This is a genomic window from Aminiphilus sp. (assembly GCF_029975095.1).
Lineage (GTDB): Bacteria > Synergistota > Synergistia > Synergistales > Aminiphilaceae > Aminiphilus.
Genome location: NZ_JARKPW010000193.1, coordinates 1 through 14,754, shown reverse-complemented (window position 1 = coordinate 14,754; position 14,754 = coordinate 1). Strand labels below are relative to the sequence as shown.

13 protein-coding genes and 1 pseudogene are annotated in these 14,754 nt (G+C 59.2%); 7 read left to right on the top strand and 7 right to left on the bottom strand.

Annotation, left to right across the window (positions count from 1 at the left end; all coding sequences use genetic code 11):
• Nucleotides 1–105: 105 nt before the first annotated feature.
• The 5 genes from Q1K49_RS12340 to Q1K49_RS12320 all read right to left on the bottom strand — a co-directional run bounded on the left by Q1K49_RS12340 (nt 106) and on the right by Q1K49_RS12320 (nt 4,804).
• The gene (locus Q1K49_RS12340; protein WP_213692625.1) at nt 106–645 is read right to left on the bottom strand and encodes a hypothetical protein; all 540 of its coding nucleotides are present in this window, start codon (nt 643–645) and stop codon (nt 106–108) included.
• A gap of 207 nt (nt 646–852) precedes the next feature.
• Entirely contained in the window at nt 853–1,728 is an 876-nt protein-coding gene (locus Q1K49_RS12335; RefSeq protein ID WP_213692624.1) for a DMT family transporter, read from the bottom strand.
• 50 nt (nt 1,729–1,778) lie between these two features.
• Nucleotides 1,779–3,149, bottom strand: coding sequence for a PFL family protein (locus Q1K49_RS12330; RefSeq protein ID WP_213692623.1), 1,371 nt, complete (start codon nt 3,147–3,149; stop codon nt 1,779–1,781).
• Nucleotides 3,150–3,162: 13 nt separating this feature from the next.
• Entirely contained in the window at nt 3,163–3,447 is a 285-nt protein-coding gene (locus Q1K49_RS12325; RefSeq protein ID WP_213692622.1) for an ACT domain-containing protein, read from the bottom strand.
• A gap of 247 nt (nt 3,448–3,694) precedes the next feature.
• Nucleotides 3,695–4,804, bottom strand: a complete 1,110-nt coding sequence (locus Q1K49_RS12320; RefSeq protein WP_213692621.1) for a hypothetical protein — start codon at nt 4,802–4,804, stop codon at nt 3,695–3,697.
• On the opposite strand from Q1K49_RS12320, the pseudogene Q1K49_RS12315 reads away from it, so the two are divergent.
• Nucleotides 4,787–6,358: pseudogene (locus tag Q1K49_RS12315) on the top strand (diguanylate cyclase); the annotation flags it as partial. The gene Q1K49_RS12320 and the pseudogene Q1K49_RS12315 overlap by 18 nt on opposite strands.
• A gap of 29 nt (nt 6,359–6,387) precedes the next feature.
• Nucleotides 6,388–7,161: an EAL domain-containing protein gene (locus Q1K49_RS12310; RefSeq protein WP_366146069.1), complete on the top strand. Its 774-nt coding sequence runs from the start codon at nt 6,388–6,390 to the stop codon at nt 7,159–7,161.
• Here Q1K49_RS12310 and Q1K49_RS12305 read toward each other — a convergent pair.
• Nucleotides 7,158–8,159 carry an NAD(P)H-quinone oxidoreductase gene (locus Q1K49_RS12305; RefSeq protein ID WP_213692619.1) on the bottom strand — a complete coding sequence of 334 codons (1,002 nt, stop codon included), beginning with the start codon at nt 8,157–8,159 and terminating at the stop codon, nt 7,158–7,160. The genes Q1K49_RS12310 and Q1K49_RS12305 overlap by 4 nt on opposite strands.
• Nucleotides 8,160–8,360: 201 nt before the next feature.
• Between Q1K49_RS12305 and Q1K49_RS12300 the strand changes: the two genes are divergently transcribed.
• The 3 genes from Q1K49_RS12300 (at nt 8,361) to Q1K49_RS12290 (ending at nt 11,699) form a co-directional block, all read left to right on the top strand.
• Nucleotides 8,361–8,711, top strand: coding sequence for a cupin domain-containing protein (locus Q1K49_RS12300; protein ID WP_213692618.1), 351 nt, complete (start codon nt 8,361–8,363; stop codon nt 8,709–8,711).
• 395 nt (nt 8,712–9,106) lie between these two features.
• Nucleotides 9,107–10,051, top strand: a complete 945-nt coding sequence (locus Q1K49_RS12295; RefSeq protein WP_213692617.1) for a sulfite exporter TauE/SafE family protein — start codon at nt 9,107–9,109, stop codon at nt 10,049–10,051.
• A 322-nt stretch (nt 10,052–10,373) separates the two neighbouring features.
• The gene (locus Q1K49_RS12290; protein ID WP_300526320.1) at nt 10,374–11,699 is read left to right on the top strand and encodes an HD-GYP domain-containing protein; all 1,326 of its coding nucleotides are present in this window, start codon (nt 10,374–10,376) and stop codon (nt 11,697–11,699) included.
• A gap of 4 nt (nt 11,700–11,703) precedes the next feature.
• Here the strand turns inward: Q1K49_RS12290 and Q1K49_RS12285 are convergent, their stop codons facing one another.
• Nucleotides 11,704–12,582, bottom strand: a complete 879-nt coding sequence (locus Q1K49_RS12285; RefSeq protein ID WP_300526318.1) for a histidine phosphatase family protein — start codon at nt 12,580–12,582, stop codon at nt 11,704–11,706.
• 391 nt (nt 12,583–12,973) lie between these two features.
• Here Q1K49_RS12285 and Q1K49_RS12280 point away from each other — a divergent pair, with 391 nt between their 5' ends.
• Together Q1K49_RS12280 and Q1K49_RS12275 are read left to right on the top strand one after the other, a co-directional pair.
• Nucleotides 12,974–13,174: a cold-shock protein gene (locus tag Q1K49_RS12280; protein ID WP_029165684.1), complete on the top strand. Its 201-nt coding sequence runs from the start codon at nt 12,974–12,976 to the stop codon at nt 13,172–13,174.
• Nucleotides 13,175–13,584: 410 nt separating this feature from the next.
• A complete protein-coding gene (locus Q1K49_RS12275) occupies nt 13,585–14,670 on the top strand; it encodes a BMP family ABC transporter substrate-binding protein (RefSeq protein ID WP_213692662.1) in 1,086 nt (361 codons plus the stop codon).
• Nucleotides 14,671–14,754 lie beyond the last annotated feature (84 nt).

Sequence of the window (14,754 nt, the reverse complement as noted above, 5' to 3'; positions counted from 1 at the left end):
ACCGGCGCTCTTCTGTGGGTGGTCGATTTTCACGAGGCACGCTGTTCCGGATGGCAGAGCCGGAACAGGTTTTCTCTGCCTTGGGAACAAGAGTGCGCTTTCGGTTCAGTTCACCGTTTCGAGGATCGACTGGCGGAGCTGGAGGTGCTGCTGCAATGCCTCGATGAGCTGTTTGTTGGCCTCGGCGTCCCTGGTGAAGATGTCGCTGTGGCGATTCAGCTGTTCGGAGACGGCTTTCATGTTTCCTGCGAGAACGTCGACGCCGGTACGGATGGACTCGAATTCCTTCGCCACGGCAGCGGTCTCGCCCCGAAGCTGCTCCACCGTACCGAGTCCCTGTTCGGCGGTGGCAAGGCGTCCGCTCAGGTCGGAGAGCTCCGCCTGGTAGGATGCGACCGTACCACCAAGGGTTTCGATGAGGGCTTTCTGGCTTGCCACGGTCTGTTCCAGTCCCCGGGCGTTCCACCACACCCATCCGAGACCGATGCCGAGGACGAGTGCCACCGCAAGAACCGTCATCTCCAGGTTGTTGATGCGCCGCGTCAGGGAATCCGCGTCGCTGCGGGAAGATGTCTCCATTTCGACGGTGCTCTCTTCGGTCACCTGCTTCGCCGTATTGCCCTCGAATTCGTACACGTCGGACATGCCTTACCCCTCCTGTCGTGGTATGGAGAAAAGATTCCGTGTCATCACCATGATGACGAAAAAACCGCCAGAATGCTCCGGAGATCGTGCAGGAGAAACTCCCTGATCGCTACCGGTGCAAATCTTTTTTCAATTTTACCACGAAGAGGCGCCGGGGTGGAGCGAATCCGACGGAAGAATCTTCTGTTCCGGACGCATCCGGGGACATCAGCGCTCGCCTTTTGCGGCGAGGACGATACCGCAGCCGATAAGGGCCATTCCGGCGAGCCGGATGAAGGTGATTCTCTCACCGAGGAGCAGGTAGGCCAGGATCGTGCTGCCGATGGGCTCCCCGAGAAGCGCCACGGCCACGAACCCTGCGGAGAGCCATCGGAGCGCCCAGTTGTAGCTGGAATGTCCCAGGATCTGCGGGATGACCGCCATGGCGAGGAACATCCACCAGGTGGTGGAGGAAAATCCTGTGACGGGGGTGCCGGAAACGAGGACGACAAGGGCGAGGAAAATCGCCGCCGTGCCGTAGCAGAGAAAGACGTAGGAGAGAAGGGAGAGTTTGGGGCGGACGATGCGGCCGAAGAGGAAATAGCCTGCGGCGGAGAGCGCTCCGCAGATGGCGAGAAAATCACCCAGAAGTGCCTTGCCTCCGAGGGCAAAATCTCCCCATCCCACCACGGCGCCTCCCGCAACGCTCGCGGCGATGCCCATTTTGGTCAAGGTGGAAAGCCTCTCTCCCGTCACGAAGGGAGAGAGCAAGCCTACCCAGAGAGGGATGGTGTTCACGAGAACGACGCTGCTCGCCACGGTGGTGAAGGCGAGGGAGGAAATCCACGTGGCGAAATGGAGAGCGAGAAAAAATCCCGCGCCGATGACCCGGTACAAATCACTCCTGGAAAGAGCGGCCATTTCCTTGCGCCGGGTCGCAAGGGCGAAGGGAAGCAGAATCAGGGAGGCCAGGCCGGCCCGGTAAGCGGCGATGGCCAGGGAGGGCGCATCGGCGAGGCGGGCGAAGATGGCTCCCGTGGAGATGGCACAGATGCCGAAAAAGAGCGGTATGTAGGGTGAAACGCGGGGGCGATCGGTGTTCATGAGCGTAGCTCCTTTTTCATTCCGTCTCTGGCTTCCGTAATTGGAGGTGCTCAGTTCGTCATGGCCTGCACGGGAGCGGGAATGCGCCCCCCGCGACTGATGAAAAGTCGGGACTCCTCTTTGTGCACGGGCATGACGGGAGCGCTGCCGAGCAGGCCGCCGAACTCCACCCGGTCTCCCACGGAAGCTCCGGGGACGGGAATGATCCGCACCGCCGTGGTCTTGCGGTTGATCATACCGATGACGGCTTCGTCGGCGATGATGGCGCTCAGTGTGGATGCGGGGGTGTCGCCGGGGACGGCGATCATGTCGAGCCCCACGGAACAGACGCAGGTCATGGCCTCCAGTTTGTCCAGAGTGAGAACGCCCTCTTCGGCGGCGCGGATCATGCCCGCGTCCTCACTGACGGGAATGAAAGCTCCGGTCAGTCCGCCCACGTAGGAGGTGGCCATGGCGCCTCCTTTCTTGACCGCGTCGTTCAAGAGCCCCAGTGCGGCGGTTGTGCCGTGGGTGCCGCACCGTTCGAGCCCCATGGCTTCGAGGATCTCCGCCACGGAGTCGCCCCAGGCCGGAGTGGGAGCCAGGGAGAGGTCCACGATGCCGAAGGGAACGCCCAGGCGCTGTGCCGCCTCGCGCCCGACCAGTTCGCCCATACGGGTGATTTTGAAGGCCGTGCGTTTGATCTCGTCCGCCAGCACGCCCAGGGGAACCTGCGGATTGCGCCGCACCGTGTTGAGCACCACGCCCGGGCCGCTGATACCCACGTTGATCACCTGTTCCGCCTCTCCGGTTCCGTGAAAGGCTCCGGCCATGAAGGGATTGTCCTCGGGGGCGTTGCAGAAGACCACGAGTTTGGCGCAGCCGATGCCGCCCCGGTTTGCCGTGAGAGCCGCCGTTTCCTTGATGAGTCCGCCGAGGAGAGCCACCGCGTCCATGTTGATGCCCGCCCGGGTGGATCCCACGTTGACAGAGGCGCAGACCCGTTCCGTGGAGGCGAGGGTTCGCGGGATTGCTTCGAGGAGCCTCCGGTCTCCCTCGGTGCATCCCTTCTGCACGAGGGCGGAAAAGCCGCCGATGAAGTTGACGTCTACGGTTTCTGCGGCCCGGTCGAGCGCCCTGCCCGCATCGGCGGGATCGCCCGTCGTGCAGGAGGCAGTGACGAGGGACATGGGTGTGACGGAGATGCGCTTGTTGACGATGGGGATTCCGTACTCTTCCTCCAGCGCTTTTCCAACGCGGACAAGGTGTTCCGCCTTTCGGGTCACCTTGTCGTAGACGCGGCGGCACAGGGTGTCCATGTCGTCGGAGGCACAGTCCAGAAGGGAAATGCCCAGGGTGATGGTGCGGATGTCGAATTTTTCGTCCGCCACCATGCGGATGGTTTCGAAGATTTCCGAGGAGTGGAAATGAATGGACGACATGCGGTTTCCCCCCCTAAATTCGGTGCATGAACCGAAAGACATCCTCGTGCTGGATCGTCACCTGCACGCCCAGGTCGCGTCCCTTCGCTTCGAGAAGTTCCTTGAGTTCCGAAAAAGTGCCGCGACACGCGTCCAGATCGACCACGGTGATCATGCTGAAAAAGCCTCCGACGATGGTTTGGCTGATGTCCAGAATGTTCGCATTCCGTTCGGCCAGAATGACGCTGATTCCTGCGATGATTCCTACTCGGTCCTTTCCGAGAACAGTGATGACGGCACGCCCCTGCTGTTGTTCCATAATCGGATCCTCTCCTTTTACATGTGAGGCATTTCGGCATTCCATTCTACCTTTCTTTTGTTTTTGCGGAAGCATTGAAAAAATGTCAGGATTTATGGCAGGGGACGGGGCGACGGGACATGCCGGAGATGTTCCGGGCAATGTTGTGGAAGAGCACGGAAGAGAACGAAAGCACGGGAGAATTCCTGGGAATGCAGAAGGGGAGGCCTTCGGCCTCCCCCGGGTGATTTTCTTGGCCGGGAATCTGCTACTGCTGTTTGGGTGCCGCGAGCTGACGGATCAGTTCGTCACGATTGCGGAGTTCGTTCTGGAGGAGTTGGACCAGTTCCTTAGAAGCGCCGGGATCGAGAGGGGGGGTAGATTGCAGTTGCACCACCGCTTCCTTGACGCTCTTGATTTCCCCTGCAAGGGCGGTGTCGTTTCGGGCCGTCATTCGCACGGCCTTTTCCAGTTCTCCCAAACGGGCTGTGATCTTGGAAATGTTTTGCGCGTTCTGTTCCGCAACGGCGGCGCTCTTTTCCAGCATGTCCGCCACGTTCCGCAGATCGCTCCGGAAGCTGTCAAGCCGGGAAAGGGTGGCGACGAGCACTGCCAGGGTGAGGACGATCACAAAGCCGACGACGAAACCGTGCTTCATTTTCTTCTCCATGGAAGATGCTCCCTCCTCCCCTTCTCGGGGCAGAATCGTGCCTGTGTTTCCGTGTCCTCCGCAACTCTCCGGGGTTGTTTCCCAAGGGAGGGGTTCGGTGAATGCTTCCCGTACGGAAGCCGCCGCCTCTTCCTCTTCGGAGGACGGGTATGTCGTCTCCGATTCCTCCCCGGGGTCGTCGTCCACATGGCGCGGGTCAAGGGGCGGGATTTCGCATGCCTCGGGGTTGTCCTCGCACATACAGGGATCCTCTTCGGAGGACGGTTCCGGCGATTCGGGGAAGGCCGTTTGTGCCGGAGGCTGCACGGGTTTCCACCATGTGTCCGGGTCGATGGGTGCTCCCGTGGTACGGGTCTCGAATTCCGGCGCGAGAATTTCTTCCACCGAGGAGGGGATTTCTCCCGCACTGTCTTCGAGGCAGTGCCATGGCTCAGGCAAAAGCAGTTCGTGGAGACCAAGCGGTGTGCAGTATTCAAGGTTCTTTACCGACCACCCCTTGCCGTTCTGCGTGTCGTCGGCAACCTTGTCGTTGCTTTTCGTCAGTACGGCACGAGCCATGACGTAGGTCTGTTCGAGGAACCCGTAGAAGTAGTAGATCGTTTGCCCCTTTGCGGCTCCTTCGAAATCCTGAGGCAGCATCGCAATCTTGTTCTCCAGGCATGCCTTCAGTTTCTCCGGGGCACCGCTGATATGGACGTAAATCGCCACACCCATCCCTCCCTTTTCGTTCGGTGTAGCGCAATTGTACCACACGCGAGGGGGGCTTGGTCCCTTTTTTCGTTCTGCGACGGAGTTCGGTGGCCGTTCTGCCCGTGGGGCTTGCGGAGGTTTTTGTCGCAAAGATGTGATACAGTAAAAGAAAAGAGAACGATATTTGGGCCGTATGTGAAGGCACCGGGAGGGAATTCCATGGCTGGGGACGACGAAAGGCGAGAGCCGGAGGAAGAGCTTCTTCCGGAGAAAGATGGTGTCTTGCCTGGGATGATCGGCGAAAACGAAGGACGGGAGTACGGCGTGGAGCATCGCCGTGGGGAGGTCTTGGAAGCGTTTCTGGAGAATTTTCCCGACGGTATTCTGCTCTTGGATTTTCAGGGCAATGTTCTGGAATGTCGGATGGGCACGGAAACGACGTTTCTTGAAATGTTCCGGGAGAGAATGATTGCGGGACAGCGTTTTTCGGAGCTGCCGATCTTTTCGGAGGAGACGGCTCCCCGTGCTGCGAAGGCTTTCGAAAAAGTGCGTTGTGCCGGTTCTTGCGTGCATTGTGAATTTCCTCTCGGACTGTCCGACAGAACGATGTTTCTGGAGATGCGTCTTTTCCCGGCGGGAAGAGGCAACATCGCGGTCCTTTTGCGGGATGTCACGGAGCTTCGCCTGGTTGAGCGGGAGCTGGACCTGGCGGAGGGGATCATTCAGAACGCTCAGGAGGGAATCGTCGTCACCGATGCTGCAGGTATCATAAAAATGGTCAATCCTGCCTTCACGGAAATAACGGGGTACACGCCTGAGGAGGCGCTGGGCAGGCGCCCGAGCATGCTCAAATCGAAGCACCACGGGCGGGAATTCTACGAATCCATGTGGCGATCCCTGGTAGAGGAAGGGCACTGGCAGGGTGAAATCTGGAATCGTCGCAAGAGCGGCGAAGTGTATCCCGAGTGGCTCTCCATCGGCGCCTTGCGGGACGAGCGTGGGGTCATCCGGCATTTCGTCTCGGTCTTCAGCGATATCTCCCAGCTCAAGGCCCAGGAGATGCAGATCGCACACCAAGCCTATCATGACCGCCTCACGGGGCTTCCCAATCGTCATCTCTTTCGGGACCGCCTCATGGTGGAGGTCGCCCAGGCCCATCGGGAGGGGGGTTCGCTAGGCGTGCTTCTGCTCAACCTGGATCGCTTTAAGAATGTCAACGACATTCTCGGCCACGCTGTGGGAGACGGGATTCTCGTGACGGTGGGGGAGCGGCTCCGAGGACTTGTCAAGGAAGGGATACAGTGAGCAGCATGGGTGGCGACGAGTTCGCCGTACTGGTGCCCAGGCTTGCCGTTCCCGGGGAGATGGGGAGACTTGCCCGGGAGATCCTCGCCAGCCTCCGGGAGCCTTTTGAGGTGGAGGGGCAACGCTTCTATCTCACCGCGAGCATCGGGATCAGCGTCTATCCCCTGGATGGAGAGGACCAGGTGGAACTCGTGCGCACTGCCGATCTTGCGCTTCGCCGGGCCAAGGAGCAGGGGGGCGATGGATATTCCTTCTACGCGGAGAGCATGAACCAGGCGGTTTCGAAAAAACTGGTGATGGAGAACGGTCTCCGGCGCGCTTTGGAACGGGAAGAATTCGCGCTTTACTATCAACCTCAGGTGGAGGTGAAGACGGGACGCCTCATCGGGGTCGAAGCGCTTCTGCGTTGGCGGAACGAGGATGGAACGGTGATTTCTCCGGGGGAGTTCATTCCCCTTGCGGAGGAGACGGGGCTGATTCTCCCCATCGGTGAGTGGGTACTCCACAAGGCCTGCCGACAGAATCGACAATGGCGGGATGCAGGGTTTCCTCCGGTGGAGATCTCGGTGAACATTTCCGCCCTGCAGGTCGCCCGGGGGAATCTCGTTTCTCTCGTCGCGGGAGTCCTTGAAAAGACAGGGCTCGAGCCGTCGGGGCTCGCCGTTGAGATCACCGAGAACAGCCTGATGGAGAACCGCGACGCGGCGCGGGAAATCTTTCGGGCGCTCGACGACATGGGGGTACGAATCTACATCGATGATTTCGGAACGGGATATTCGTCTCTCGGCTACCTGAAGAATTTTGCCCTGAGCGGCTTCAAGGTGGATAAATCTTTTGTGGACGGTATCGCGACCTGCGTCCGGGACGCAGCAATCCTGGAGGCCATGTTCGGCATGGCGCGCAGTCTCGAATTGGATGTGGTGGTCGAGGGAGTGGAGAATGCGGTACAACTGACCGTGCTGAAGAGCCTGGGCTGTCGTTTTGTTCAGGGTTTCCTCTACAGCACGCCCCTTCCTCCGGAAATGGCCACTCTCTACGTCAAAAAGGGTTTTGTCCGTCCGCCGGGCTAAAGCTCCGGATTCACCGCAAGAAGAATTTTCCCGAAATTCCTGTTGTGCTCCATGTACTCGTGGGCATCGGCCACATCCTCCAGGGGGAAGACGCAGTCTATCACGGGGCGTAGTTTCCCCTGGGCGAAAAAGGGCATCATCCGTCGGGAAAAGCGCGTGGAGAGTTCCATTTTCTGGTCTGTCGGGCGTGTCCGAAGCAGGGTGCCCTGGAGACGCAATCGCTTTTGGAGGAGTGTCGGGAGGTGGATTTCTCCCAAGCCACCTCCGAGGTAGGCGATGCAGACGATGCGTCCTTCCACGGCCGCAGCGCGGAGATTCCCTTCCATGTAGGTTTTTCCGACAACGTCGAGAATCACGTTGACTCCTTCGTTCGAGGTTTCCTCAAGAACGATTGCGGCAAAGTCCTCCCGGTTGTAATTGATGGCGCGATCGACACCGAGGGCGATGGCTGCATCGGCCTTTTCGTCCGAACCGAGAGTGGCGAAGATCCGGGAAGCTCCGAGGATACGGGCGATCTGCGTTGCCGCAGTCCCTACGCCGCTTCCTCCTGCATGAATGAGCACGGTCTCTCCGGCAGCAAGAGCCCCCTTGTCCTCCAGGGCATCGAAGGCGGTGAGGAACACCTCGGGAATGGCTGCTGCCTCGGCGAGGGAAAGGTTTTTCGGGATGTCGAGGAGCATGAGGTGATGCACTGTCGCGTATTCGGCGTAGCCGCCACCGCCGAGAAGGCCGCACACCCGGTCTCCCCGTTTGCGGTTGGGAACCCTGGCACCGACTTCCTCGATGACACCGGAGAACTCCAGCCCGGGAACCTCCGGGCCGTTTCCGGCGATGTCCGGTGCGGGATAGAGGCCGCGTCGCTGGAGAATGTCCGCCCGGTTCAGGGCCGAATAGGCGATCCTCACGAGCACCTCCTCCGAATCGAGATCCGGAGTCCGTATTTCCTTGATCTGCAGTACCTCCGGATCTCCGTAATCTTGGAGGACGACTGCCCGCATGTTCTCCACCCCTTTTCGCGCCGATTTTGCGGTACGATTTTGCGGTACAATCAAACAAAGAGTAGGCCTCGTGCCTTTCTTTACGGCGCTATCATAGTATGAAAAGAACATCCTACGCTATAATCCGAAAGAATCATCGAATCGGGACTTTTGGATTTTCTGTGCAGGAATTCCGTGGCATGAGAAAGGAGGAGTGGGGACATGTTATGTCGGTTGAATACGTCGGAAGCGATTCGTCGCGAGGGATTGCAGAAGGGGCCTGGTGGTGGCTGGTGTACCTATGCCATTTCTCCGGGAGGTGCTCGGGAGGGAAGTCATCTGAAAATGGTCGGACGTATCGCCCTTGATCCGGGTGCGGCCGTCGGCGGGCACCCTCACGAGGTGGACGAGGAAGTCTACGTCGTGCTTTCAGGGGTCGGCGTCTATCTCGACGGTGACACCGAGTACGAGGTGGGACCCGGCGATGTGACCGTAACGTTTCGGGGCGAACGGCACGGGCTTCGAAATACGGGGACGGAGCCTCTGGTTTTTCTGGCTTTTATCGCAGGATAGGAGCCGGAGGAGCGCGGGCAGTTCTGTTTGACACGGCATTGTCAGGGCAAGCGTTCTCTCGGTGGAGCGCAGGTATCGCTGGCTGGAATACTTCTGTTGTGGTTGAATGCTCCTCTGGTATTGAGATGGCTGTGGACCGGCGAGGAGGTTCTCCCCGTGATCAGGGGAGTGGCATCCTCGCCGGTTTTTCGTGTGCCGGGAACACGGTGTTGCCCGCACGTTTTCCTGCGGAGGTGCGTATTCCGGTGGACGGAACCGTTTCCGTTCAGCCGGGGGTGGAGCAACGTCCGGGTGCATGCGTGCTTGCACGCACGGGGAATGAGCGGATGCCCGTGCTCCGGCATTGGTTCCGGCGCGATGAGGAATGTCATTGAAGAAGGGGTGGAAGATGTTTTATGGCTCAGTTGCTTGAATCGGCATTACTCGTGATCCTCGGAGGATGTGCGGGAATACTCAGCGGTTGTTTCGGCGTGGGGGGTGCTTTCGTGATCACCCCCCTGCTGCATGCCCTCGGACATCCCATGACGTTTTCCGTCGGCATGGGCATTGCCTACACGTCGTGGACTTCGGCGTTGGCGGGCATTCGTTATCTTCGCGGTGGAACTGCGTCGAAGGAAATGTTTCTCAAAGTGGTGTTGCCCATGGGGCTCTGCAGTTTCTTCACCACCGCCTACGCGAAGAATCTCGCTCTCGCTCTGGACGTGGCAGGGAAGGCGGACGGAGTGATTCGCGTGGCCTATGTGATGCTTTTGATCCTGTCGGGGACTCTCGTTCTTCGAAAAAAGGCACTCCAGGAAGGGGGGCTTTCCGGAAACAAATTGCTGCGGCTCCCCCCGCTATTTCGGATTCAGGATCTCGATGTACCTGTTTCGGTATGGAACATCCTCTTCGTAGGGCTTCTGGTGGGATTTCTCCAGGGGTTTCTCGGTATCGGAGGGGGATCACTCATGGTGCCCCTTCTGGTGGCGTTCTGTGCCTTCGAGGCGCACCTGGCCGTGGCTGTGAGCCTCCTGGTGATCATGATCACCGCTCCCTACGGGGCTACGCTGTATTTTCTCGCCGGAAAGATTTCCATCGTTCCCCTGATGGCGCTGGCAGCGGGTGCGTGGTTTGGTTCAGCTCTCGGTGTCCGGGTGAATCGGGCTCTCTCCGAAACGGTTCTTCGCAAGGCTCTGGCGGGTTTCTTCTATCTAGGCTCCCTTGCCATGGCGTTGAAGGCGGTCGGATGGCACGTCCTCTCCCTTGTCCTTCTTCTGGGGTTGGCTGTCGGCGCTGCGGGGGGACTTGTTTTTGTGGGTTTTTCCAGAGAAAAAAAGGGAGAAAGATCTGATCGAGTCTGACCAATTGAGTGTTTCCCTTGTCGCGGTCGTCTTGCCGGTGTCATCGGAGAAGGCTTTCTCGGGCTTGCGTATCGACGTTCCGGTTTTCCCGAGTGTTCCGTGATCTTTTTCAGACAGGTAAGGGGCTCCGAGCTCTCCATGCTTTCCAAAGGTCGGTCAAGAGCTGAGTCCAAAGGCACGGAAAACCCCCCTCCGGAGACGGTGCTCCCAGAGTCTCCGTCCGCTGGTGCCTTGGAAAATTCCCCTGTATGCTACGCGGGACATCCCGCCGCAACGGAATCGTTTATCCGTGTCGCGGCACGAGGAGGCGGCCGTCGTGCCCATGATCGTTCCTGTGGCCTTTCTTGAAAGTGGACTCGTTGTGGCGGAAACTCTCCTGGGATCTTCCGGGCAGCTTTTGCTCGCCAAAGGCACCATCCTTTCCGATCTCATCATCGATGCCTTGCGCCGGAGTTCCATCGAGTCAGTGAAAGTTCGTCTCCTCGACGAACTGGAGCCGAGAGAAGAGGTTCTTCCTTCCATTCCGGCGGATCGGGAGGTACAGGTCAAATCCCAGATTCGGGAGCTTTTTACGCTTCTCCAGACGCGGCGCACTCTTCCTGTTGCCCTGCTGGACCGATTGAGTGCCTCGCTCCACGCGGTGGCGGACGCGCTTTTCTCCGACGGTGGAGTGCTTTTCTCGAACGTGAAACATCTTGCCAATCACGACGAGTACACCTACGAGCATTCCTGGATGGTCATGGTACTCAGCCTCGCCCTGGCAAGAAAAGCCGTGGGCTACGGCGTGCTCTCTCTTCTGGACTGGCAGGACCGGGTCAACCTCGGTCTGGGCTCGATACTCCACGATGTGGGGAAGATGCGCGTTCCCGAGGAGATTCTCAACAAGCCGGACGTGCTTTCGGTGGACGAAATGGAACTCATGCGCGGACATCCTCAGTGGGGCCTCGATATCGTACGTCGCCATGAAAGAATCATGCCCATGGCCAGGGGGATCGTGGTGCACCATCATCAGCGATGGGACGGCAAAGGATACGGACCCTCCAGCGGTGACCTTCTCTCCGGAGAGGCCATCCCCTGTCTCGTACGTCTCGTTTCCATCGCCGATGCCTATGATGCCCTCGTGTCCGACCGCCCCTACAGGCCTGGTTTTCTGCCGTGGGAGGCCATGGAGATTCTCGATCGTGCCGGTGGGAGCCACTTCGACCCTCACCTGGTGGGACTGGTTCGCGATGTGGTTGAGGATTTCCCCGTGGGAGCCGTTCTTCTTCTCCGTTCCGGGGCGGTTGCGGTGGTTCAGACAGGACAGCGTGAAGGCGATGTGGTGGAGTGTGCCGTTCTCGGCTCCCTTTCCGAAAGAACTCGGGCGCTTGTCGGGCAAGGGATCGGTGTTCCCAGGGACAACATCCTCTGCGGGGGGAATTCGTTTCTTGGACTGGTACGCCGTCTCGCGGCGAAACCGGAACTCCTTCGGGGTGTTCTCGCGGGAGAAGTGGCGAAGCTCACGTTTCTCGCTCCCTGGAGAGCGCTGGCGGAATCGCAATTGTCGCCTCTCCTGGAGGGGAGAGACCAGGAGGTTGAGCAACATGGTCCGAGCGGGCTCCCTCTCCGATCCCCCCGCGCTTTTTCCGGGGTGAGACACGGGGAGTGAAAAATCATGCCTCCGGGAAAGTGGCGTTCCAGTTGAGGCGAAGGAGTCGGAAAGACATTTTTTCGGAGAAGGCGGGGTTCTCGCTCTCGGCGGGAACGGTTTCCTCCGTCTCTTGATGCCTGTTCCGGAGAGGGCTGCTTCCCTCCTCCAGAAGCTCCCGTTGCTCCAGCACGTGGATGCCGCAATAGTCCTGTTCCATGCGGAAGGTCGCCTCCAGGGGAATCCGCAGCGCCGCGGAGAGGACCAGTCGGAAAATACCCGCATGACCGACGAAGAGGATCACTTCGTCGGGAATACGCTGCGTCGAAGCGGGAAAAGGAAGTCCTCTGCGGGAGGGGGGAATCCGCATTTCCTGTTCGTCCTGTATGCGGCGCTCTCCGGAGGAGGAGCCGCCCCGCGTGGTGAGAAGAGCCGTGAAGGCCGGAAGGGCACGAGAAGCGGCGTCCCGGAAGCTTTCTCCCTTTGGAGGGCGTACATTCCAGATATCCCGTCCTCGTGCCGCGAACAGTTCGGGCTCGGCGGCGGCGACGTCGTCGAACGTTCGATTTTCCCATGTTCCCAGGTGGATCTCCCGGAGTGCCTCGACGGTTTCTACCCGTGAAGAGTGTCCTGCCGCGAGAAGGGACGCCGTTTCGGAGGCCCGTCGAAGAGGGCTGGTGATGATGCGGCTCAGAGGGAGATCCCGCAGGGTGAAACGCATGGCTTCCGCCTGTTCGCGCCCCCTCGGAGAGAGCGGGACATCCGTGGAGCCGAGAAAGCGTCGCGTTTTTCCTGGAAAGAGCGGTTCGCCGTGACGCAGCAAGAGAATCCGCAGCAGACGTCGGAGCCGTTCTTCCTGTTGTTTGGGCGAAGCTTTGACACGAATGATGCGATCCGTTTCCATGATGCAAACCTCCCGGGTGATCATTTTGTCCCTCCGCGTTCATTGGGCGGAGCGCATGTGGAGAGCTTTTCGGATGCATTGTCGCGTTTCGCCTCAGATGCGGAAGCTCTCCAGCGAAAACCCTTTCTGCGACGAGGACTTCTTTGGAAAGACCACGTCGCTTCCTCAAGAATCGCTCCTGCTTCGGATCTTCGAGGTGGCGAGCCCATTGTCCCACGTGTCATGGGAAACTTGCCAGCGTCGTTTTGGTGAAATTGAAAACAATCTGTTGCGAATCTGTTCGTGTCGTGAGACCATGATGCGTAGCTTGACAATTCCGCCGGAGGGGATTATCGTTATAGATGTCGGGAATTCTATTCCGATAAATCCAAAGGTTTTGGGAGGCTTTACCTTGGCACAGGGAACGGTTAAGTGGTTCAACGAAACGAAGGGCTACGGGTTCATCACCACGGACGAAGGTAAGGATGTCTTCGTGCACTACAGCGCCATCCTCGGCGACGGTTTCAAAACGCTCGCGGAAGGCCAGAAGGTTTCCTTCGAGGTGACGCAGGGACAGAAGGGCCCCCAGGCGGTCAACGTAACAAAGATCTAGCCGCGGGGAGTGGCGGAGGAGACGGGCGCTGCGGCGCACATGGCTTCGTTTTTCCTTAGTAGTCTCATTCGGATGTGATGTTGTGAATAGGGCGGCGGTTTTCCCGAGGGGAAACCGCCGCCTTTTCATTTGGCCTTTCATTTGTGATGGGATGGGATTTGTGGAATATCGTTTCCCGTGTCGGATTGGAGTGCCTTGCACCCCGAGATCCGTCCAGCGATGTTTTTTCGGAATGCGGGGAGAGGAAGCTGTGATACAATTTTGAAGGGTGCTTCGGCATCTTGTCGAGAGTGTTGTTGTCGGGAGCTGGAAAAGCGGACATTTTTACGTGAGACGGAGGAAAAGATGGTAATATGAGAACCGTCCGGAGCCGAGGCGCTTCGGAAATCCGAGAGGAGGCGTGATGGAAGATGCGGAAGCTGTTGTTGGGTGTTGCGGCGGTCCTGTTGGTGACGGCCCTGTTCGGTCCGGCCTGGGCGAACGCTCCGGTAAAACCGGAGGATCTGAAGCCTGGTTTCGTCTATGTGGGTCCCGTCGGTGACGGCGGATGGAGCTACATGCACGAACAGGGACGCCTGGCCATGGAGAAGGCGCTTCCGGGCGTGGTGTCGAGCATCGTGGAATCCGTTCCCGAAGGCCCCGACAGTGCCCGGGTGATGGAGACCTTCGTCCGAAACGGTTCGAAGCTTGTTTTCACGACCTCCTTCGGTTATATGGATGCGACGCTCGAAGTGGCGAAGAAATATCCCAACGTGGTGTTCATGCACTGCTCCGGCTACAAACAGGCGGAAAACGTGGGGACCTATTTCGGTCGCATGTATCAGGCCAGATACCTGTCGGGACTCGTGGCGGGGAGGATGACGAAGAAGAACGTCATCGGCTATGTGGCGGCCCATCCCATCCCCGAGGTCATCCGCGGCGTCAACGCCTTCACCCTGGGTGTCCGCAAGGTCAACCCCGACGCGAAGGTCAAGGTGGTCTGGATCTTCTCGTGGTTCGACCCGGGCAAAGAGAAGGAAGCTGCAAAGGCTCTCATCGATGCCGGATCCGATGTGATCGCCATGCACGCCGACACGGGAGCCGCGCCGCAGGCCGCGGAGGAGGCGGGTGTCTACGTGGTGGGGTACAACAACGACATGAGCAAATATGCCCCAACGAAACACCTTACCGCGCCTGTGTGGAACTGGGGTATGGTCTACACGAAGATCGCCAGCGAAGTCATCGGCGGAACCTGGAAATCCCAGGATATCTGGTGGGGACTCCGGGAAGGGCTCGTTGCGCTCTCGCCTTACGGAAAGGATGTTCCCGAGGATGTAAAGGCCCTTGTGGAAGAGGAAAAGCAGAAGATCATCCGGGGCGAGTGGGACGTCTTCACAGGTCCCATCCGGGATCAGAACGGAACGGAACGGATTCCCGAGAAGGCGGTCATGAGCGATGCGGACATGCTCAGCCTCAACTGGTTTGTGGAGGGTGTCGAGGGAGATATTCCGAAATAACTTTCGTCTGTCGAACGTTCGGAGATGGCGGCGAAGGGGCGTGAGCATCGCGCACGGGCCATAGCATAGAGCGCCGCAGCCCAG